Here is a 20,531-nt window from a genome sequence, read left to right as displayed (position 1 = left end):
ACCCCGAAAGAGAGTCACAATGATTGATGCCGTTGGCAAACCCCAGTCCATCCTGCTGCTCGGCGGCGCGTCCGACATGGGCCTCGCCGTCGTCGAGGAGTTCCTCTCCCGCGGCCCCGCACGTGTGATCCTGGCCGCCCGTGCTGGCGAGTCTTTGGATGACGCCGCCTCACGCATGAATGCCGCCGGTGCCAGCGAGGTCGTACCCGTCTCCTTCGACGCAGTGGACTTCGATTCCCACCCGCAGGTTTTCGAGGAAATCTTCAGCCACGGCGACGTGGACCTCGCCATCGTTGCGTTCGGAATCCTCGGCGATAACGAGAAGCAGTGGACCAACCAGAAGCTGGCCGTGCAGGCCGCACAGGTGAACTTCACCGGTGCTGTCTCCGTCGGCGTGCTGCTGGCGGACTACATGAAGAAGCAGGGCCACGGCCAAATCGTGGCGTTCTCCACCGTTGCAGGTGAGATGGTCCGTCGCTCTAACTTCGTCTACGGCTCCACCAAGGCCGGCCTGGATGGTTTCTACCGAATGCTGAACGAGGCCCTGCGTGGCACCGGCGTGCGCGTGCTGACCGTCCGCCCGGGCCAGGTGCGCACCAACATGACCAAGGATCTGGATGATGCGCCACTGACCGTGGACAAGGAAGACGTGGCCAAGGCCATCGCCAAGGCCGTGGATAACCGCAAGTCCCTGATCTGGGTGCACCCCCTGTTCCGCCCGATCATGCTGATCCTGAAGCACCTGCCGCTGCCGATCCTGCGCAAGCTGCCGCTCTAAGTTCCACTTAGCTGAGCCCAGGGGCTTGCGCCCCGGCTCCGCAACACAAAAGCGCCGACCAACGGTCGGCGCTTTTGCAGTCTAGGGGCGGATCCCTCCGGCGAACCTAGTCCTCCGGCGGACTCTAGCTCTTCGGTGCGCCCGGGTGCGCGGACTCCCGCGCGTCCAACTTCAGGAACGCCGACAGCACCATCAGCAGCACCGACGCGAACGCCGCAACCAGGAACGCCATGTGGATGCCCTGGCCCACCACCTGCTGCTCCACCAGCGCAGGATCCGTCGCAGCCAGGCCTGCCAGCTCCGCCGCATTACTAGAGGCGTAGCGGGCGGATGCGAAAGTCATCACAGCCACGAAAATCGCCGTTCCGGCGCCACCCGCGACCTGCTGAAGGGTATTCAAAATTGCCTGCGCGTGGGCAGCCAAAGAGTCCGGCACGGCGGCCAGGGCGTTGGACATAAGGGGCGTCATCATCAAAGCAATGCCCAAGTTCAAGATCACCGTAAGAACCATGAGCTGCACAAACGCCGGCCACGTCCCGGATCCGACCCAGGCGAACAGGTGCTCCGTCTGCTCCAGGGCGGCGAAGCCCATCATCGCGATCGTGATCAAAATACTGCCCGGGATGATCAGCATGCGCGTGCCACGGGCATCGTAGGCGCGCCCAATGGCCGGGCCCAGCAGTCCCATGACCAGGCCTCCGGGCAGGGAAACCATGCCGGTCTTCAGCTCCGACAGGCCTGCGACGTTCTGCGCATACAGCGGCATCAGGATGATGAAGCCGAAGAGCATGGAGAAGGAAAACAGTAGCAGCCCCAGCGACAGGTTGTACTCGCGTACCCGCACCGGCTGCAGGTTCAGCAGCGGGGTGGCGTTCGGCTTGTCGCTGCGCTCCAGGGAACGCTGGCGCAGGAAGAAAACCACCAGGATCGCCAGGCCTGCGGCGAGGATAACCAGGCGCTGCACCGGCACGCCGTCGGCCAGCTCCGACAGGCCGGCCAGGCCGTAGACCAGGCCCGCAAAGCCGAAGGCAGAGAGGAACACCGACAGAATGTCCAGGGACGGGCGGGTCGGCTCCTCGAAGTTCTTCACCAGGAACAGGCCCGCGACCAGGGCAATCAGCACCAGCGGAGCGACGAGGATGAAGATCCAGCGCCAACCCAAGGCCTCCAGCGCCACCCCGGAGAACGTCGGGCCCAGCGCCGGAGCCACCGCGATAACCACCGACACCAGGCCGAACACCGCACCGCGGCGGCTGATTGGCACCAGGCGGATGATGGTGGTCATCAACATCGGGATCACCAGCGCCGTGCCGCTGGCCTGCACCACGCGCGCGAGCAGCAGGATCGGGAACGTCGGCGCTGCCGCAGCCAGGATCGTGCCGACAAGGAACGTCGTCAGCGCCGCAATGTAGATCGACCGCAGCCGGAAGCGCTGCATGATGTAGCCCGTCATCGGAATGACCACGGCCATCGTGAGCATGAACGCTGTGGTCAGCCATTGCGCTGCATCGGCGGTGACGCCAAATTCTCCCATCAAGACGGGCAGCGCAACCGCCAGCGTGGTCTCGTTGAGAATAACCACGAAGGCGGCGGCGACGAGCACGCCGATCAGGATCTTCGCACGGGCCGCGGGTTCGGCGGGAGGGACGGAGTGCTCCGCGCGGTCGGAGTCAGTGGCGTCAGAAAAAGATTCTTCAGACAAAAGTATCCCTCCACGATGGAAAAGGCGAGCGCATCGGCGCACCCGCGAACCTTGGATACTTTACACCAGGTTTGCTGACCGCAGAGGGGTGAGTGGTGCCCGCAAGGTAGGCGGGCCCACCGGGGTGGGCGGGTTAGCGCTCCAGCTCGCCTTGAGCCTCGCTCTGCTCGAGCGCGTTCGCACCGTTCTCGGCATTCAGCTGGGCGCGGATTTCCTCCAGGCGGGAGGTGGCGCGCATGTCATTTCCAGCAGATTCGATTTCCGCTATGCGACCCTGCACGGAGTTCTCGACAAGCTCCTGGCTGCCGAGCGCCTGAGCGTAGCGCTGCTCGATCTTCTCGCGCACGCTATCGAGGGTTGGCACGTCATCGTTCTGCACCAGGCCATCCATCTGCTGCATGGAATTCGCGGTGGCCTCCTGCATCTTCGCCTGGTCAATCTGGGTGCGCAGCTGGTTGATCTGCGCCATCTGATCCTCCAGGCGGGCAGCAGACTGCTGCTGTTGCTGCTGCGCCTGACGGGCTGCTTCTTCCGCGCCGGCGTACAGCTGCTTGGTTTCCTCCAGCTGCTGTTCGACGGAGACCAGCTGCGATGCGAAGAGCTCTGCAGTCTGGTTCAGCTCGTTGGCCTTGGTCTGGTCGCCGTCAGCTGCGGCCTTGTCGGCCTGCTGGATGGCGGTGCGGGCATTGTTGGAGAGCTTGTCTGCGTCCTGCTGCAGGCGGTTCAGCTTCATCTCCAGCTGGTTGCGGTTGCCGATCACGCGCGCTGCACCTTCGGAGATCTTCTGGTGCTGCTTGCGGGCGGCCTCCGTAGCCTGCTGGATCTGCACATGGGGATCCGCGTTCTCCTCGATTTTCGTATCGAGGGACTGCATGAGGTATTTCCAGCCCTTAGAAAATGGATTCGCCATGGGAAAACTCCTGTGTCGGTGTGTAGTCGGTACTTAGTCGGGATGTAGTGGTTTGTTTAAGTTAACTGCATTCCAGCGTACTGACTTTCCGCGTGGCGCACGGGGCGAAAGCAAGAGCGGGGCGACAACCCGCCACTAGAGCGGGTACAGGTGAACCACCGGGGCATTCATGTCCCGCCCGGTCAGGTGCAACAGGTCCAACTTCACTTGCTTCAGGGAGACGACCTCCATCACCGGGTCCGGGATCGGCGCCTCGCTAGAAACCAAGCCCAGCTGGTGTAACACATCCCCCGCGCCAGCGGAGATATCGACCTTCACCGGTACCGTGGAAATCTCAGCCAGCGCGGGCACGGCCTCCAGGGACGTAGCCTCCACCACGACGGGGCCGTCGATCACGTAGGTCTCCACATCCGAGCCGGTCTGCATCAGTCCGTCACCCCACTGGCCGGGCAGCTTGATCTGCAGGTTCTTGATCTCCAGTCGGTCGCCGGTGATGCGCAGCAGGTCGCGGCGGCCCTGCTCCGTGCCCACGGAATCCACGCCGACACGCACGTTCCCCTTGAAGGTCACGTTATCTGCGGTGACCTGGCCGACGTCGCCCACGCGCGCGGGCTGCGCCACACTGTACGGGGCATTCGCATTCAGGATGCCCAAGCCGGTCGCCATCCCCACTGCCACCAGCAGGGCTGCAACCGTCGCGGAGTACCCGCCGCCGGAGCCCCCGTCCTCGCCCCGGGCCTTCTTCGGCTTACGCTCCCCCGGCTCCCAGGCTAGGGCAAACGCCCCGCCGAATATACCCAGCAGCGAGCCCAACAAGAACCCGCCGATATTGGAGGCCGGCAGCGCCACCAGCGATGCCAAAATGGCGAAAACTCCCAGGTAGGGCGCCGTGGCAGGCTTCAGCCAAATACCCAGTGCAAACATGATCTGCGCTGCGCCCAGGAATAGCGTGGAAACTCCCGACAGCGTGGAGATCATCACCAGTAGGTCAGAGATCCGCAACGTCAGATACGCGGGCGTCATTATGACAACACCCGAAAGCAGCACCAACAGTCCCGGCACAAACGGTCGGTTGCGGCGCCACTCGGCGAAGCGCGCTAACCGCCCTTTAGCAGGCATTCTCGGTTCCTCGGCGCACGCTCGCCTCCACACCGGAAACGTTCAGCTGCTTTGCACCAACCGACGTGGCAATGATCTTATCCGCCACAACCTGCACGTCCTTCGAGTGCAGACCCCAAGCGTCGTCCGGTGCTTCGGGGTTGACCTGGCTGGCGTCAATACCAAGGTTGGGGTCGGCCATCCGCAGGCTGCCCTTGATGTCGGTGGAGCCTACGATCAGGTCGTCCGCATCAACGCTGTTCTGTCCGTTGGCGCGCAGCGAAAGGGTGGCCTCGCCGACGGCGGGAAGGTTCGGCACAGTGGTGGAAAGGCACAGGTCAGAGGCCTTCGCCTCCTTTATCTTCACGCGCGCGACGGGCAGGTGGTCGTCACCTTTCGTGTCGTTATCCATGAACAGGGAGAAATCCTGCCCGGACAGGCCGCCGATAGTCACGGTGAAGAAGGATCCGGAAAGCGCCAAGTTCGCGGAAATACCACCCTTCGCCACGGCCATTCCGGTGCCGGCAAAGCCGACCAGCCCGGCGGTAAGCGCAACTGCGGCCTTCCTGCCGTTGATCCGTCCCATTCTTCGTGCCTCCTGTTGTAATGCCCTTATGCATTATCCCCGCGGTGGCACCGTTGCGCGAATTGCGGTTCTTTTTGGTGACGCCCTCTAGGCCGCGCCCGCCCGCGCCTCAGCGCGCACGCGCTTATTACTGCTCGGCCTGCTGAGCCTCAAGCTGCTTGCGAACCTCGTCCATGTCCAGCTTCTGCGCCTGATCCATCAGGTCGTTCAGAGCCTTCGCAGACAGCAGCCCGGACTCCCTGGCCAGCAGCACACCGTCGCGGAACATCATCACAGTCGGGATCGACTGGATCTGCAGCGCAGCGGACAACTCCTGCTGAGCCTCAGTGTCCACCTTGCCGAACACCGCATCCGGGTGCTCCTCGGAGACCTTCTCGAAGATAGGTGCGAAGCGCTGGCACGGGCCACACCACTCCGCCCAGAAGTCCAGAACAACGATGCCATCGCCCTGCACGGTTTCCTGGAAGTTCTCACCGGTGATTTCTACGGTCGCCATTTCTTTCCCTTCGGTTGGTTGTCGTTGGGCGTGCATGTTTTTCCAACATTACGCAACGCACGCTTTATTCCCCGTTTAGAGTTCTTTTTATGTCTATTTATGACGCCAACGTGAATCCATCCGGCACTTTCAAAATGTACAAGAAGCTTGCGCAGAAGCCATTCGGCAACGGCCTATTCTCGCTGGTAGCCAGCGCAAAGGCGCCATACTTCCTTACCGTGCAGCCGCGCCTACAGGAGTTGCGCCCCGGCTACTGCAAGGTTCGGTCGAAGAAGTGGTGGCTGCTGAACAACCACATTGGAACCTTCCACGCCATTGCGGCCTGCAACGTTGCGGAGTTTGCGATGGGGATGCTGGCTGAGGCGTCCATACCAAACACGCACCGCTGGCTACCGCAAGGAATGCGCACGCAGTACCTGAAGAAGACGAAGGGCAGCCTGACGGCCACCGCGACGGCGGAGCTGCCGGACTTCGAGAAGATCACGAAGGAATCCGGCGGGCAGACCGTGCCGGTGAAGATTCACTTCGCGGATGACGAGGGCAAGGAATCCACTTACGTGGAGATCGACATCTGGGTGACGGCGAAAAAGTAGCGGGTCAAGTACCCGCCAAGACCGCGCCAGCTAAGCGCCCGCCAGTGCCGCGCCGCCCCAGACCGCGGGCAAGAATACCGCGCAGCAGGCCAGCAGCATCGCCACCACGCCGACGATCCGGCGGGCCGGTTGGGGTTGGGTGAACACCTCCACCATGGCCGTAGAGAACGTGGTGAAACCTCCGGCCACGCCTACTCCTATCAGCGGAAATAGGATACCCAGGGCACTGGCCGCTCCCCCGGAAGCTTGCAAGGCTTCGGGTTGTTGCAGAGCCCCGGGGTGCTGCAAAACAAAGCCAAGGACCACTCCCAGCGCGATGGTGCCTAAAAGGTTGATGACCGCCAGGCTCCACAGCGGCGCCCAGCCGCGCCGGGATTTCAGATACGTATCCAACTGGTAGCGCGCAGCGGCGCCAGCTCCGCCGCCGATGGCGACAGCCACCAACTCCACGAGTGTTGCCCCGGCGCTCATCGGCCTCCCCCTCCCCGGGCCTCGCGGACTATGTCAGCGCCGTCTGTGGGAGCTTTGCCGACCGCCGCGCGCCGCATGCTCCCCAGCGTGTTCAGGTCGCGCCCCAGCCGCAGGCCAGCGGCGGCCGCGAACAGGCCAAGCGCCAGCGTGCACACCCCGTAAGCTGCGCCGATGAGGACGGGTGCGGTGGAGGAGGTGGCGTCATGAATAAAGAGCTCCCGAGCCACATCGGCACCGACCACGGCCGCGGCGAGCGAGCTGAACGACGTGAATCCGCCAAGCACGCCCGTGCCCCAGAAGGCCCGACGGGGGTCGGCGGCGCGTGGGATAAGGCCGACAAGTAACGCCAGGATGAGAGCTCCGAGGACGTTGACCAGCAATAATGCAGCGTCCCCGAGGGTGACGAAGCCAAAGGCGTTTAGCTGCGTGGCCGCGCCGGGGACGCGCGTTGGGTCGCCGAGGGCGGGGAGCCAGATGGTAAGCGCCCAACGAAGAATCGCCCCCAGCGCGCCGCCGAGGAAGACCAGGGCGACGGGCGGGAGGCGTTTCATGGGGGCTATGTTACCCAGCCCGGTGAGCGAGGTGAGTTAGGCCTGCTTGATGGCGACGAAGCCGATCTCGGAGTGCGCTGCGTCGATCTGGAAGTTGCCGTCGTAGTTGATGCGTCAACTAGGTTGACTGATGTGCGATACTGGAGCACATGACACGAGCAAACACTTCTCTCCCGCCAAGCGAGCAGGCGAATGCGGCACCTCAGTGGTTGAACAGCCGCGAACAGCAGGTGTGGCGAGCGTGGCTCAACACCCACATCCAGATCAATGCCGAACTGGCACAGCAGCTATCGGCGGACACGTCCCTTTCTTTGTCGGACTACGAAGTTCTGGTGCACCTTTCGGAATCGCCGGACAACCAGCAGCGAATCGTCGCCCTGGCGAACACGATGCAGTGGAGCCGTTCCCGCTTATCGCACCAGATCACGCGCATGGCTAAGCGCGGCCTGGTGCGGCGCGAGACATGTGACGCCGACGGCCGCGGGGCCTTCGTTGTCCTCGAAGCCGCAGGCCTCGAGGCGATTACTAATGCTGCTCCCGGGCACGTGAAGAAGGTCCGGGAGCTGATCTTCGACCACCTCAGCGACGCCGAGGTGGAGAAGTTGCTCGCGCTTCTTTCGAAGCTGGACGCGCAGTTCTAGCTCCGCGCGAACGCGCAGGGAGGCTGGGCGCTGGGGCTGGACTGCTGGGGGCAGCTACCTAGGGCATCGGGCTGATGTCGCGCGCCATGTCAGAGAACTTGGAGAACTGCAGCTGGTTCGCCACCGTCACGGTGCCAATCGGGCCACCACGGTGCTTCGCCAGGATGATGTCGGCCTCGCCGGCACGCTCGTGATCCGGATTCTGGGAATCCGGGCGGTTGATCAGCATGACCATGTCGGCATCCTGCTCCAGCGAGCCAGATTCGCGCAGGTCAGAGACACGCGGCAGCGCGTCGTCACCACGGGACTCCACGCCACGGTTCAGCTGCGAAATTGCGATCACCGGGACGTTGACCTCCTTGGCCAGCAGCTTCAGCTGGCGGGAGAACTCCGAGACCTCTTGCTGGCGCGATTCCACGCGCTTACCGGAAGACATCAGCTGCAGGTAGTCCACCACGATCAACTGCAGGTCCACCTGCTGCTTCAGGCGGCGCGCCTTCGAGCGGATCTCCATCATCGTCAGATTTGGCGAGTCGTCGATATAGATCGGCGCATCCTCGATCTCGCCGATACGCACGGTCAGCCGGTCCCAGTCGTCATCGGTCAACTTGCCGCCGCGCATAGAGGCCAGGCGCACCTCCGCCTCCGCGGAGAAGATGCGCATCATCACTTCCGACTTGCTCATTTCCAAGCTGAACAGCGCCGACGCTTTTCCATGTTGGATCGACGCCGAACGCATGAAGTCGAGAGCCAGCGTCGACTTACCCACACCGGGACGCGCAGCCACAATCACCATCTGTCCGCCGCGCAGGCCGTTCGTCAGATCATCTAGGTCGGCGAAGCCCGTGGGGATGCCCATCTCCACGCCATCCTGGCTCTCCAACTGCTCGATCTCCCCCACCGTGGAGGCAACCAGTTCCGCAAAGACCTCGTAGTCCTCCTTCGCGGCATCGTTGGTGATAGCGAACATCTCCTGCTGCGCGCGGTCGACCACGCTGTCGACTTCCGCACCCTCCGTGCCCGCATACCCCAGCTGCACGATCGTCGTGCCCGCCTGCACCAGGCGCCGCAACGTGGCCTTCTCGCGCACAATCTCGGTGTAGTAGCCAACGTTTGCCGAGGTCGGAGTCTTCGAATAGACGCTGTGAATGTAGTTCGCGCCACCAACGAAGCCCAGCACGCCGTCCCGGTCCAAGCGCCCGCTGACGATCACCGGGTCTACTTCCTTACCCTCGCCGTAGAGCTGAAGTATGGCGTCAAAAATAGTCTTGTGCTTCGGCACATAGAAATCGTCGCCGACCAGGACCTCCACGACATCCGCGATCGCGTCCTTGTTCAGCATCATGGCGCCGAGCACGCCCTGCTCGGCCTCGGCGTTCTGCGGCATCTCGCGCACGATTTGCTGGTTGCCCGCGCCACCGCCGCCTCGCCGGCTGCCACCCCGGAAGTTGCCGCCCTGTCGGCTGCCGTCGTTGAAGTTGCCGCCCTGGAAGCTTCCCGCACCCGCCCCGGAAGCTCCCCCAGCTCCGCCGTCGAAGGCGCCGGGGTCGCCGAAATCATCGAAAGGCTCGTCGGGCAACGGGGCGCCGTCGTCGAAGTTCATGCCTGCGTTCTTCTGGCTCATGCTGTCCACTTTAGTGGTACGGCCAGACAACCCCCTAAGCATGTTTTCCGCGCCTTGCATGCGAGCTTTTCTGGCGCGTGCTGGGCGTGAACTGGGGACGCGTTGGAGACGCGTTGGGCGTGAGTTGAGCGTTATTTTGCACGGAAGCAAATCGAGTTATCCACAGGCTCTGTGGATTATTCTGTGGAGGCTCTGTGCATAACTCACAACGCCCCAGGATGACTTGTGGATAAGTTGTGGATAGTCGACGCCCTCACCTGCACCTTTTCACATTCCCCCAGGTCAGGAGCGTGTGACTAGTGTGAAAAGTGCTTTTTACATCGGTGGATAACTTGGGGATAAACAAACGTGCAGGCCAGGCGATTAGGCTCCTGTAAAGTCCCAGGTCGCCCGATCTTGGAAAAATATTCACACAAAATTCACCTTTCACCCCAAGAGTCACGCTGCTTATGCACAAGCCTCGGCGCACCACCTGCGGCAAGCCGATCCGCGCCCCTACAACGCTGCCGCCAATGCCGCCACAGTTTTCTATATAGAAGCAAAATATTGGTTTCCCCACGGCACCCTCCCGGGGTGAAGTAGCCTGTCCCCCATGAACGCCACACCCGACACCTCAACTGCACCGACCAACGCCACCTCTCCCCTGCCTCAGCTTGCAGACGCCACCGCCGAGCGCCCCCTCGACCTCCTGATCGTCGGCGCCGGCCTCTCCGGCATCGACCTCGCGCACCACGTCGCCAAGAACTTCTCCGACTGGAACTGGGCGGCCGTCGACTCCAACTACGACCTCGGCGGCACCTGGGCCACCTTCCAATATCCCGGCATCCGCTCGGACTCCGACATGGCCACCTTCTCCCTCCCCTTCAAAAAGTGGCCACACAAGGGCACCCTCGGCTCCGGCAAGCAGATCCGCGACTACTGCCACGAAGCAGCCGAAGAAATCGGCATGCTCGAGCGCCTGCAACTGTCAACCTGGGTGCAGGCCGTGAACTTCCACACCGACCAGGGCTTGTGGGAGGTCACCATGCGCCTTGGCCGCTCCGGCCACGCAAACTCGGAGGGCACCGACGGCGCCTCCGCCCCCGCCAGCCCCGAGCAGCCAACCCTCACCACGTGGACCCGCCGCCTCCACTTCGCCACCGGGTACTACCGCCATTCTGAAGGGTTCACGGCGGACATTGAGGGCGTCAATACCTTCGAAGGCACCGCCCTGCACCCACAGCAATGGCCCCGCGACCTCGACGTGCGCGGCAAGAAGGTCACGGTGATCGGCTCGGGCGCGACCGCGATCACGCTGGTCCCGGCGCTGCACGAGATGGGCGCGGAGGTCACCATGCTGCAACGCACCCCCACCTACATCGCGCCGCTGCCGGAGACCGACACGATCAGCTCGTTCGTCGGCCTGGCCCTCAGCACCGAGCCCGGCACCTTCGGCCACCGCCTGGCGCGCAGCCTGCATATCGGCCGCGACATGGCGCAGTACCACCTGTGCCAGACGTTCCCGAGCATCGCGAAGCTGGTGTTCCGCGGCTGGAACCGCCTGTACCTGCCCGCCGACGAGGTCCGCCGCAACTTCACGCCGCCCTACGACCCGTGGGATCAGCGCGTCTGCAAGTCCCCCGGCGGCGATTTCTTCAAGGCTGTGCGCGGCGGGGCGCGGGTGGTCACCGACCACATCTCGCGCGTTGACGCAGGTGGGGTGCAGTTGCGCTCCGGCGGGTACATCGAGTCGGACGTTCTGGTGATCGCCACGGGTCTACAGCTTCTTGCTTTTGGTGACGCCCACTTCTCAGTCGATGGCACCCCAGTTCCCACTGAGTCTTTGGTGGCTTATCGTGCCATGATGGCTAACCGCCTGCCGAACTTCTCCTACACCATTGGCTATTTGAACCAGTCGTGGACGCTGCGTGCGGATATGACCTCGCGGTACTTGGTGCAGCTGTGGAAGGACATGGATGCCCGCGGCGAGCAGTGGGCTTGCCCGGTCCTGCCCGCCGGCGAGGCCGCTGACCTGCCGTTGTTGGAGATGTCCAGCGGTTATATTCAGCGCAGCGTGGCGACTCTGCCGCGCCAGGGCGCTGGGGATCCGTGGCGAATGGAGCAGGATTACATCAAGGAACGCCGCGCCTACACGGGCGCTGACAATAAGCACGACATGGCTTTCGGCACGGATGCGCTGGAGGCGGCGGCACCGCTGGCAGCTGGCGAGGGCGGCGGCGGTGCCGCTGAGCTGCGGGTTTAGCTGCAGCGCTGGCTTTGCGCTGGCTTTGCGCTGCTTTGCGGCGGTACTTGGGGCGGCTTTGCGCTGACTTTGCGCCGGCTTTGCGCTGGTACTTGGGGCGGCTTTGCGCTGGTACTTGGGGCGGCTTTGCGCTGGTACTTGGGGCGCCGCGTGTACGCTGAGCTTCGCGGGTTGGCTCGGCACAGAGCCTTCTGTCACTATGGGGAGCGTCCAGGGGCTCGGGCAGAGTGCCCGAGGAGCGCAAATGTCGGAAAAGTTGCAGTTTGTTATTGAAAGTCATTTGCAGATTTGCAAACATGCAGGTCAGAGCCTTTCACGTGGCCTGCGAGACTGACGGAGTTTTTGGTTTTGCAACTTTTCCGACATTTAGCCCTACGAAGTGCAACTTTTCCGACAGCTAACGCCACCTACTGCAACATCCACGACCTTTAGTGCCGCGCACTGCAACTTCCCCAGACTTGGACTGCCGCCTACTGCAGTTTCCTTGACATTTAGCGCCCCTGGCGAGGGCAGCCAGGCAAAGTTTGTGCAGCTCTACTGAGGATCAGCCGGAAGCAATCAGGCAAAGGAAAAGGCCCCACGCACGAATGCGTGGGGCCTCAACCTGCTGTTGTCTAAGTTGAAAAGTTTTCTACTGGTGCGTTCTCGTCGCACGCGCAATTTCGCAGCTCGTTGGCTTGGTAGTAGGGCTCAGCGGCATGTTTGCAGCTCAACGCCACATTGTTGCAGCTCAGAGCCTAAAGCCCACGCGTGTTGTCTAGGCACGCGACCCGTGGTGTCTAGGCACGGGAACAGGGCTTCGCTGGCAAACAGCTATGCGAGCCGGCTCAAACGCCAGCCAAGCAAAGCCAGCCAACTGAAACCAGCCAAGCCGACTCAAACGCCAGCCAAGCAAAGCCAGCTGAAATGTCAGCCAAGCCAGCCGACTGAAAAACCAGCCAACTAGCTGGAAAGCCAACCGAGCGGGGCGAAGTTACGCGGAAACGACCTCGAAGCTCAGGGATGCAACGATGCCGTCGTGCAGCTGAACGTCCACAGAGTAAACGCCGGTTGCCTTAACATCGCCCTTGCGCAGCTTGATGCTGTGCTTGTCCAGGGAACGACCGTTGGCCTTCTTCACTGCGTCAACAATGTTGTCTGCAGTAACAGAGCCGAACATCTTGCCGGATTCTGCAGTGCGGACCGCGATGGTCACGCCGCTCAGGTTCTCCAGCTCTTCCTTAACTTCGCGTGCGTGGTCCAGGTCGCGGATCTGTCGTGCTTCCTGTGCGCGCTTAATTCCTTCGATCTGCTTCTCAGCGCCGCGGGTAGCAACGATTGCGTAGCCGCGCGGAAGCAGGTAGTTACGTCCGTAGCCAGCCTTGACCTCTACGATGTCGCCGGGGACACCGAGCTTGTCAACGTTGGCGGTGAGGATCAGCTTCATGATCCAGCCTTTCGTTGTGCTTTGGTTTGACCAATTATGTTCAAAAAGTTTTAACGCTGACCAGCAGCTCTTAAGCTAACCGATCAGAATGGCGGCTCGTCGTCGCCATCACCAAATCCGGACTGTGGGGCAGAGTTCCACGGGTCATCATCCATGGCGGCATTGTGACCGCCGAAGCCCTGGTTATTCTGACCCTGATTACCCTGGCCGCCCTGGTTGCCGGCATTACCGCCGAAGCCACCCTGGCCGCCATTGCCATTACCCTGGCCACCGGCGTTGCCGCCGAAGCCACCGCCCTGGCCACCCTGGCCGCCGAAGCCACCAGCGTTGCCGCCCTGGCCGCCCTGACCGTTACCGCCCTGGCCACCGCGGAATGCCTTGTTGATATCCGCAGTTGCAAAGCGCAGCGAAGGTCCGACCTCTTCAACTTCAATCTCGAAGACGGTGCGGCGCTCGCCGTTGCGATCCTCGTAGGAACGCTGGCGCAGTCGGCCGGTCACGATCACGCGGTCGCCCTTGTTCAGGCTGTTTGCCACGTTCTCGGCAGGTTGGCGCCACACGTTGCAGGTCAGGAACAGCGGCTCACCGTCGACGAACTGACCAGCCTGCTGGTCGTAGCGACGGGGCGTGGAGGCCACGCGGAAGTTCGCCACTGCGGCCCCGTTGGGGGTGTAGCGCAGCTCCGGATCCGCAACGATGTTGCCGACCACGGTGATTTGGGTATCTCCCTGTGCCATGTTTCTTTCCTAACGTTGTGTGGTGACGTGTGGGCGTCAAAAAGAACAGAAGCCCGAAATGGTTACAGTGGTTACAGTGCTTAGGTTAATGGTTTAAAGGTGCCTGTACAGTCCGATCGGAGCCTGCAGCTTTCGCCTTATATGGCGTTGTGAAAGCTACTGGTCCTTCCGCAGCACCTTGGTGCGCAGGATCTGGTCGTTGATGTTGAGCAGGCGGTCAATTTCCAGCACGGTAGCCGACTCACACTTCAGGTCGAGAACAACGTAGATGCCCTCGTCCTTCTTGTTGATCGGGTACTCAAGGCGACGCTTGCCCCAGACATCAACCTTTTCCACGGAACCGTTTTCCTTGCGGACAATCTCCAAGTACTTGTCCAGCGACGGGGCAACGGTGCGTTCATCCTGGGAAGGGTCGATGATGATCATCATCTCGTATTGACGCACGGACCTCATCACCTCCTATGGTCTTGTGTTTCGGCCATACCCCTTTTGGGCATGGCAGGAGGGTCGTTGCGTCAGCAACGTTCTCAGCCTACAGGTTGCCCCGCGTTTTAAGAAATGCCCCCTGCGCCCGGCCCGCGCAATCCTGCGCCTCTTTACGTCGCGGCGAACACCGCCAGGCTAACCGGCACGATCGTCAGGCACACGATGGCGATGCAGAACAGCGTCCATACCTGCTTCTTCGACTTGCCGTACATGAAACTTGCGAAGCTGCCGCCAAAGAACAGGAACCCCACAAACACGCTGGCCATGGTGATGAGGAGTGTCGTGTTATTCATCGTTGCTCTCTTTCGCTGCCGTTGTTGTGGTTGTCTTCTTTATGACGCCCACTTTTCCGCCCGAGCCATTCCCGTGACGGTGGTGCTTTCCCGTCGGAACGTCTGCAGCCAGCACTCCGGCCAGCGGATCGCGACCGCCATGAGCCTCGCGGATCGGGTCGGCGCTGCGCCCCATGATTTGGCGGATGACTAGCGCGGCCATGAATACCAGCAGCGCCAGGCGCACGACGGTCACGGTATCAACCAGCCAGTTCGGGGCCGCCTGGTTGGCTGGCAGGAACTGCCACATGCGCAGGTACCAGTACACGGCTTCCAGCGCTGCCCAGCTGAAGACCAGGCGCCAGCGGGGGAGAGCCAGCACCAGCAGTGGCACCAGCCAGATGGAGTACTGGGGGCTCCACACCTTGTTGGTGATCATGAAAGCCAACGTGGCCAGGAAAGCCACCTGACCCACCCGCGGTGTGCGGGGGGCTGCGATAATGACCAGCCAGGCCAGGCCCAGCAGTGCGACGAGCAGCAAACCACTGGTCAGCAGGTTCAGCGTCTCTGCGCCGTCGACGGACTTGGAGGGGCTCACGCCGTTCCAGGAATCGTTACCCGTGATGTGGGCGATGACGGCGTAGATCGTGGAGCCTTCCCAGCCGCGCTCGGAGTTCAGCCTGAAGAACTCCCCCCAGCCTTCGGGCGCGGCGACCATGATGGGCACATTAACGATCAGCCAGGTGCCGAGCGTCCCGCCGACCAGCTTGGCAAGTGGCCCCCACGCACGCTGGCGCAGGCACAGCAGGATCAGTGCGCCGCCGATGAACGCGGGCCACAGTTTCAGCGCCACGCCCACGCCGACAGCCACGCCCGCCCAGCCGGGGCGCCGATTGGCCCAGAGGCTGAAGATGGCTACCGCCGCGGCGCACGCCAGTAGGTCGAAGTTGGTGAAGGCGTGGACGATGACTAGGGGAGAGGCCGCCATCAGCAGCGTGTCCCATACCCGGTTGCCAGTCAGTTTCGTCATCAACCCGGTGGCGACCAGCCAGAACAGGCCCAGGAAGAAGGCGTTAACGCCGAAGAAGATTGCCACGGGGGTTGCCTCTGGCAAGGGCAGGAAGTCCCACAGCACGCCGACCGGCCGGGCGATAGCCGCAACGATCCACTGGTACAGGCCCGTCAGCACGGGGTATTCCATGTAGTGCACGGAGCCGTCGCTGCCGGTTATGGACGTGAAGTAGGGGAAGTCGAGGTTATCTAGGCCTCGGCCAGAGTAGAGCGAGATTGTGTCTGAGTAGCAAGCGGAGGTGTATTGACGCTTACCGGACCAGTCCACATAAGCCTCACCTGCAGAGGTAAATCCAGTGCGGATGCACTGTGCTTTTTGCAACCAGCCGAAGGCCAGGAAGGTAGCGGCGGTTGCCAGCAGCACGCGGAGGGGAGTCCACCACTTTGCCCGCCCGACAAGGGCGTGCGCCCCCGGTGGACCGCCGATAAAGCGGACGAATCCCCGCGCCATCGGCTCGGTCCGGGAAGGCAGTACGCGCTGCTGAGAACTGGTCTTCTTATGGGTTGAGGATTCCATCGAGCAGGTTCTGTAGATCGTTGTTCGGCGGTCGGTTACCACCCTGCGGAGCGGGCTGGCGCGGCGCCGGGGCCGGGGCCGGCGATGGCGGCGAAGCGGGGGAGGCCGGTGCCGGAGATTCTTGTTCCTGCTCCTCTGGCTGGCCGGCGCCAGCTGCACCGCCTGCGTTTCCGCCGCCGGCGTACCCACCGGTGTAGCCGGAGCTGGCGGCTGCGCCGGTATTGAACTGCTCGATCTCCGTGTTCTCCAGCGAGCGATCCATTACGCCCTTCCAGATCTGGGCAGGCAGGCCGGAGCCGTACATAATGCCGCCGTAGCTGTTGTGAATCGGCTTGCCCTCGGCGGTACCAACCCACACTGCGGTGGACAGCTGCGGGGTGGAACCCAGCATCCAGGCGTCCTTATTTTCGCCGGTATCACCCAGCTGCGCCGTACCGGTCTTTGCAGCCGAGGGACGGCCACCGGCCAGCGAGTTGCCGTTGGAATACGCCGCAATGGGCTGCATCGCCTGGATAACGCCGTTGGCAACTTCCTCGGAGACCACGCGGTCGCCTTCGTCCTTGGTGTTATCCAGCAGCACGTCGCCATTGGAGTTCTCCACCTTCTGCACGAAGTGCGGGCGGTGGTAGGTACCGCCGTTGGATAGTGTGGCCAGCGCGGTTGCCATGTCCAGCGGGCTGGACTGGTACATGCCCAGGGTGATGCCATCCGCCGGCTTGCCGTTCTTTTCCTGCAGGGTCTTGCCCACACCCGGCAGCGACTCGGCCACGCCCAGGCGGTGCGCCATGTCAGCCACGTCTTGCGGACCGCCCTTCAGCGCCTGGGTCAGGCGGATGAAGCTGGTGTTCAGCGACTGCTTCAACGCTTCGGCGATGCTGCATGTGCCGCAGCTTGCGCCGCCGTCGTTGTTCACCTGCGCGTCACCGGTCATGACAGGGGAGGAGTCGAACTGGTCGTAGAGGCTACCGCCCTGGTCCAGGTATGCGGCCAGCGTAAAAATCTTGAACGTAGAACCGCTCTGCAGGCCCGCACCGGCGAAGTCGAAACCAACTGGGTCGTCGCCGCCATACCAGGCGCGCACCCCGCCGGTCTTCGGATCCACCGAGGCCACGGCCGTACGCAGTCCCTGCTGCTGGCCTTCCATCTTCTTGTGGATCTCGTCCACAGCGTCGGCCTGCATCTTCGGATCGATGGTGGTGGTGATCTTCAAGCCACCCGTGTTCACCTGTTCCTCGGTGATGCCCGCCTGCTCTAGCTCCTCGATAACCTTCGTCTTGATCAAGCCATTCGTACCGACGGCCTGGGTGTTCTCCGCGGTCTCCGCAGGGTCCTTCACCTTCGGGTACACGGCCTTCCGACGATCGGATTCCTTCATGGCGTTGATCCCGACCATGCCGTCGAGGACGTAGTTCCAGCGCGATTCCGCGCGCTCGCGGTTCGTCCACGGATCCAGGCTGGAAGGCGCCTGGATCGTCGCGGCCAGCACTGCGCCTTCCTCAGGAGTGAGATCCTTGACGTCCTTGTCGAAGTACGCGTGCGCCGCTGCGCTGATGCCGTAGGAGTTACGTCCGAAGTAAATGGTGTTCAGGTAGGCCTCCAGAATCTCGTCCTTCGACCATTCGCGCGCCATCTTCGCGGAGATCACCAGCTCCTTGGCCTTTCGGCTAAGGCTGAATTCGTCGCCCACCAGCGCGTTCTTCACGTACTGCTGGGTGATGGTCGAGCCACCGCCGGCGCCCTCGCGCCCCAGCACCTGGCCGACTGCCGCACGGGCAAAACCGGACACGGAGAATCCGGGGTTGCTGTAGAACTCGCGGTCCTCTGCTGCCAGAACAGCCTGGCGGACGGACATTGGAACCTCGTCCAGCTTGACGTTCTGACGGTTGCCCTCTGGCGGAACGATGCGTGCCAGTTCAGTGTTGTTGTCGCTGGCCATGATGTAGGAGATCTGGTTGTTCACCAGCTCTTCCGGCTCCGGCACCTTCGTCACCGAGTATGCGGTGAAGAATGCCACCAGCGGCACAATAATCATCACTGCCATGACGGCTGCTAGGCCCGCGAAGAAGTTGCGCAGGGTGCGCTTGTCGCGCCAGCTGCGCTTCTTGCGAGTTCTTGCCTTTAGTTTTCCATCTCCCACGGAGCGGCTTCCATTCTTCTTCACACGAGTCTGTGGCCCATTGTTTTGGGGCCTCTTTCTTTGTGACGCCGACACGCCCGCCGCACCAGCTCCAGCTCCCGCTGAGGCTCGTGCCCGGTGGGCACCACCGGATCTCACCGGCTTGCCGCCGCGCTGCACGGTTCCACGCTGTGGATTCCCTCGCTGAGGATTTCCCCGCTGCGCAGCTCCCCGCTGTGGATTCCCGCGCTGGGGACCTCGCTGAGGATTGCGCTGCTGTCCAGCACGCCCCTGGCCCGGCTTAGCGGGCTGCCCGGCGCGGCGCTGGCCCGGCTTAGCGGGCTGACCTTGTCCAGCACGCGGCTGACTGGCACGGGGCTGGCCCGCGCGTGACTGTCCGGCACGCGCCTGGCCCGCGCGGCGCTGGCCCGGCTGCCTGTGCCCACCGCGGCCTGCACCGGAGTCACCAGCACCACCGCGGGAGAAAGGGTTCTTGGACGGCTTGTCGCTACTCAACTAGACGAGTCTCCTGATTGTCGATCGTGATCCCGATCAGCTCTTCTCGGATCAAGTGATTCCATCTGCATTTCATGCACACTTCAACAGTATGTATCGAAAACTCAGCATCCTGCTGTTCGTTCACTAGCGTCTCAATCACACCATTGATCTCTCTTACACTACGCGCTGTACCCGACTTTTCACCTAATACACCGCCATGAATCCACAGTGTTTCCCTTAATTCATGCCTCCCACACACCGGGCACGGACGGTCGACTGCCCGTCCTAGAACCTCCGCGGAGGAAAGGAGGCGCGGGGTGGCGTCCCCAACAAAACGCTTAACCCCACGCACCTCCAACAGGGAGCGACGGCGATCAAGCGACCTATCTATAACCCTTCGCGAAATCGACACACCCACATTCTAAACACCGCCCGGACAACCCCCACCCCGCGCGAGCTTGATCGATAAACTCGCCGGGCTTAATCGGTTAACCAGCCAAAGAACAAGGGTTCTTAGCAGCCAGCGCCCTACGGTGATTCGCATGACATCTAAGACTTGCAACATCGCCATCGTGGGACTCGGCAACTGCGCGACTTCCCTGATCCAGGGCATTCACCTCTATTCCGACGCCGACGCGACCCAGAACGTCCCCGGCCTCATGCACACCAAGTTCGGCCCCTACTCGGTGGGCGACGTGCGCGTCACCGCCGCCTTTGACGTGGACGCCGACAAGGTCGGCAAGGACGTCTCCGAAGCCATCGACGCGGGCATGAACTGCACCATCAAAATCGCCGACGTGCCACACACCGGCGTGACGGTCCAGCGCGGCCACACCTTCGACGGCCTGGGCCGCCACTACCAGGAAAGCATCACCGAATCCGACGCAGAACCCGTCGACGTACCCCAGGCGCTGCGCGACGCAGAGGTGGACGTACTGGTCAGCTACCTGCCCGTCGGCTCCGAAGAAGCCGACCGCTTCTACGCACAATGCGCCATCGACGCAGGCTGCGCCTTCGTCAACGCGCTGCCGGTGTTCATTGCCTCCGACCCTGAATGGGCCGAGAAGTTCCGCGTGGCCGGCCTGCCGATCGTCGGCGACGACATCAAGTCCCAGGTCGGCGCGACCATCACCCACCGCGTGCTGGCCCGCCTGTTCGAGGAACGCGGCGTGCGCCTGGAGCGCACCATGCAGCTGAACGTCGGCGGCAACATGGACTTCAAGAACATGCTGGACCGCGACCGCCTGGAGTCCAAGAAGATCTCCAAGACTCAAGCCGTGACCTCCAACCTGAAGGAAAGCCCGCTGGCTGGCAAGGTGCACGACCGCAACGTCCACATCGGCCCCTCCGACTACGTGGAATGGCTGGACGACCGCAAGTGGGCATACGTCCGCCTGGAAGGCTCCGCCTTTGGCGAGGTGCCGCTGAACCTGGAGTACAAGCTGGAGGTATGGGACTCCCCGAACTCCGCAGGCATCATCATCGACGCCGTGCGTGCCGCTAAGATCGCGCTGGATAGGGGAGTAGCCGGCCCCGTCGACGCGGCCTCGAGCTACCTGATGAAGTCCCCGCCCGTGCAACTGCCGGACGACGTCGCCCGCGCGCAGCTGGAAGAGTTCATCAACGGCGCATAGGGCAGAGGCGGTGGCGTCATTAATAAATTGCGTCACCGCGTAAACACCCAGAAACATCCCCACAAACGCCGGACGACGTGCC

20 protein-coding genes are annotated in these 20,531 nt (G+C 62.7%); 5 read left to right on the top strand and 15 right to left on the bottom strand.

The window, feature by feature from the left end; genetic code table 11:
- Positions 1-19: 19 nt before the first annotated feature.
- A complete protein-coding gene (locus L8U58_RS06480) occupies positions 20-778 on the top strand; it encodes a decaprenylphospho-beta-D-erythro-pentofuranosid-2-ulose 2-reductase (RefSeq protein ID WP_269954951.1) in 759 nt (252 codons plus the stop codon).
- Positions 779-902: 124 nt separating this feature from the next.
- Here the strand turns inward: L8U58_RS06480 and L8U58_RS06475 are convergent, their stop codons facing one another.
- The 5 genes from L8U58_RS06475 to trxA form a co-directional block, all read right to left on the bottom strand.
- A complete protein-coding gene (locus L8U58_RS06475) occupies positions 903-2,480 on the bottom strand; it encodes a DHA2 family efflux MFS transporter permease subunit (RefSeq protein ID WP_269954950.1) in 1,578 nt (525 codons plus the stop codon).
- 133 nt (positions 2,481-2,613) lie between these two features.
- Positions 2,614-3,390, bottom strand: coding sequence for a PspA/IM30 family protein (locus tag L8U58_RS06470; RefSeq protein ID WP_269954949.1), 777 nt, complete (start codon positions 3,388-3,390; stop codon positions 2,614-2,616).
- Positions 3,391-3,525: 135 nt separating this feature from the next.
- Positions 3,526-4,509, bottom strand: coding sequence for a DUF6114 domain-containing protein (locus L8U58_RS06465; RefSeq protein WP_269954948.1), 984 nt, complete (start codon positions 4,507-4,509; stop codon positions 3,526-3,528).
- Entirely contained in the window at positions 4,499-5,074 is a 576-nt protein-coding gene (locus L8U58_RS06460) for a DUF6230 family protein (protein WP_034966659.1), read from the bottom strand. The genes L8U58_RS06465 and L8U58_RS06460 overlap by 11 nt, the downstream gene beginning before the upstream one ends.
- Before the next feature lie 127 nt (positions 5,075-5,201).
- Entirely contained in the window at positions 5,202-5,570 is a 369-nt protein-coding gene (trxA, locus tag L8U58_RS06455) for a thioredoxin (protein WP_034966658.1), read from the bottom strand.
- A gap of 89 nt (positions 5,571-5,659) precedes the next feature.
- On the opposite strand from trxA, the gene L8U58_RS06450 reads away from it, so the two are divergent.
- Complete coding sequence (locus L8U58_RS06450) at positions 5,660-6,163, top strand: hotdog fold domain-containing protein (protein WP_070551168.1); 504 nt, start codon at positions 5,660-5,662, stop codon at positions 6,161-6,163.
- 30 nt (positions 6,164-6,193) lie between these two features.
- On the opposite strand, the gene L8U58_RS06445 is transcribed toward L8U58_RS06450, so the two are convergent.
- Positions 6,194-6,634, bottom strand: a complete 441-nt coding sequence (locus tag L8U58_RS06445; protein ID WP_034981322.1) for a FluC/FEX family fluoride channel — start codon at positions 6,632-6,634, stop codon at positions 6,194-6,196.
- The gene (locus tag L8U58_RS06440; RefSeq protein WP_269954947.1) at positions 6,631-7,185 is read right to left on the bottom strand and encodes a fluoride efflux transporter FluC; all 555 of its coding nucleotides are present in this window, start codon (positions 7,183-7,185) and stop codon (positions 6,631-6,633) included. The genes L8U58_RS06445 and L8U58_RS06440 overlap by 4 nt, the downstream gene beginning before the upstream one ends.
- Before the next feature lie 149 nt (positions 7,186-7,334).
- Between L8U58_RS06440 and L8U58_RS06435 the strand changes: the two genes are divergently transcribed.
- Positions 7,335-7,826 (top strand): MarR family winged helix-turn-helix transcriptional regulator, encoded by a 492-nt coding sequence (locus L8U58_RS06435; protein WP_043011747.1) that lies wholly within the window; start codon positions 7,335-7,337, stop codon positions 7,824-7,826.
- 58 nt (positions 7,827-7,884) lie between these two features.
- Here the strand turns inward: L8U58_RS06435 and dnaB are convergent, their stop codons facing one another.
- A complete protein-coding gene (dnaB, locus tag L8U58_RS06430) occupies positions 7,885-9,450 on the bottom strand; it encodes a replicative DNA helicase (RefSeq protein WP_269954946.1) in 1,566 nt (521 codons plus the stop codon).
- Between the two features lie 592 nt (positions 9,451-10,042).
- Here dnaB and L8U58_RS06425 point away from each other — a divergent pair.
- Positions 10,043-11,692 (top strand): flavin-containing monooxygenase, encoded by a 1,650-nt coding sequence (locus tag L8U58_RS06425; RefSeq protein WP_269954945.1) that lies wholly within the window; start codon positions 10,043-10,045, stop codon positions 11,690-11,692.
- 973 nt (positions 11,693-12,665) lie between these two features.
- Here the strand turns inward: L8U58_RS06425 and rplI are convergent.
- From rplI to L8U58_RS06390, 7 genes are all read right to left on the bottom strand, one after another.
- Entirely contained in the window at positions 12,666-13,118 is a 453-nt protein-coding gene (rplI, locus tag L8U58_RS06420; protein ID WP_034972646.1) for a 50S ribosomal protein L9, read from the bottom strand.
- Positions 13,119-13,201: 83 nt separating this feature from the next.
- Positions 13,202-13,855: a single-stranded DNA-binding protein gene (locus tag L8U58_RS06415; RefSeq protein ID WP_034966646.1), complete on the bottom strand. Its 654-nt coding sequence runs from the start codon at positions 13,853-13,855 to the stop codon at positions 13,202-13,204.
- Positions 13,856-14,011: 156 nt separating this feature from the next.
- Complete coding sequence (gene rpsF, locus L8U58_RS06410; RefSeq protein WP_034966795.1) at positions 14,012-14,299, bottom strand: 30S ribosomal protein S6; 288 nt, start codon at positions 14,297-14,299, stop codon at positions 14,012-14,014.
- Between the two features lie 152 nt (positions 14,300-14,451).
- Entirely contained in the window at positions 14,452-14,634 is a 183-nt protein-coding gene (locus L8U58_RS06405) for a hypothetical protein (protein WP_034966644.1), read from the bottom strand.
- On the bottom strand, positions 14,627-16,201 hold the full coding sequence (locus tag L8U58_RS06400) for a glycosyltransferase family 87 protein (protein ID WP_051894029.1): 1,575 nt from the start codon (positions 16,199-16,201) through the stop codon (positions 14,627-14,629). The genes L8U58_RS06405 and L8U58_RS06400 overlap by 8 nt, the downstream gene beginning before the upstream one ends.
- Positions 16,182-18,833: a transglycosylase domain-containing protein gene (locus L8U58_RS06395; protein WP_420839843.1), complete on the bottom strand. Its 2,652-nt coding sequence runs from the start codon at positions 18,831-18,833 to the stop codon at positions 16,182-16,184. Before L8U58_RS06395 ends, L8U58_RS06400 begins: the two co-directional genes overlap by 20 nt.
- Complete coding sequence (locus L8U58_RS06390) at positions 18,826-19,227, bottom strand: DUF5318 family protein (RefSeq protein WP_070551161.1); 402 nt, start codon at positions 19,225-19,227, stop codon at positions 18,826-18,828. The genes L8U58_RS06395 and L8U58_RS06390 overlap by 8 nt, the downstream gene beginning before the upstream one ends.
- Positions 19,228-19,357: 130 nt before the next feature.
- On the opposite strand from L8U58_RS06390, the gene L8U58_RS06385 reads away from it, so the two are divergent.
- Positions 19,358-20,449 carry an inositol-3-phosphate synthase gene (locus tag L8U58_RS06385; protein ID WP_269954944.1) on the top strand — a complete coding sequence of 364 codons (1,092 nt, stop codon included), beginning with the start codon at positions 19,358-19,360 and terminating at the stop codon, positions 20,447-20,449.
- Positions 20,450-20,531: the final 82 nt, after the last annotated feature.

Source organism: Corynebacterium macclintockiae (genome assembly GCF_027570165.1).
Taxonomy (GTDB): domain Bacteria; phylum Actinomycetota; class Actinomycetes; order Mycobacteriales; family Mycobacteriaceae; genus Corynebacterium; species Corynebacterium macclintockiae.
The sequence above is the reverse complement of the archived record's forward strand: the minus strand, read 5'-3'. Positions and strand labels throughout refer to the sequence as shown.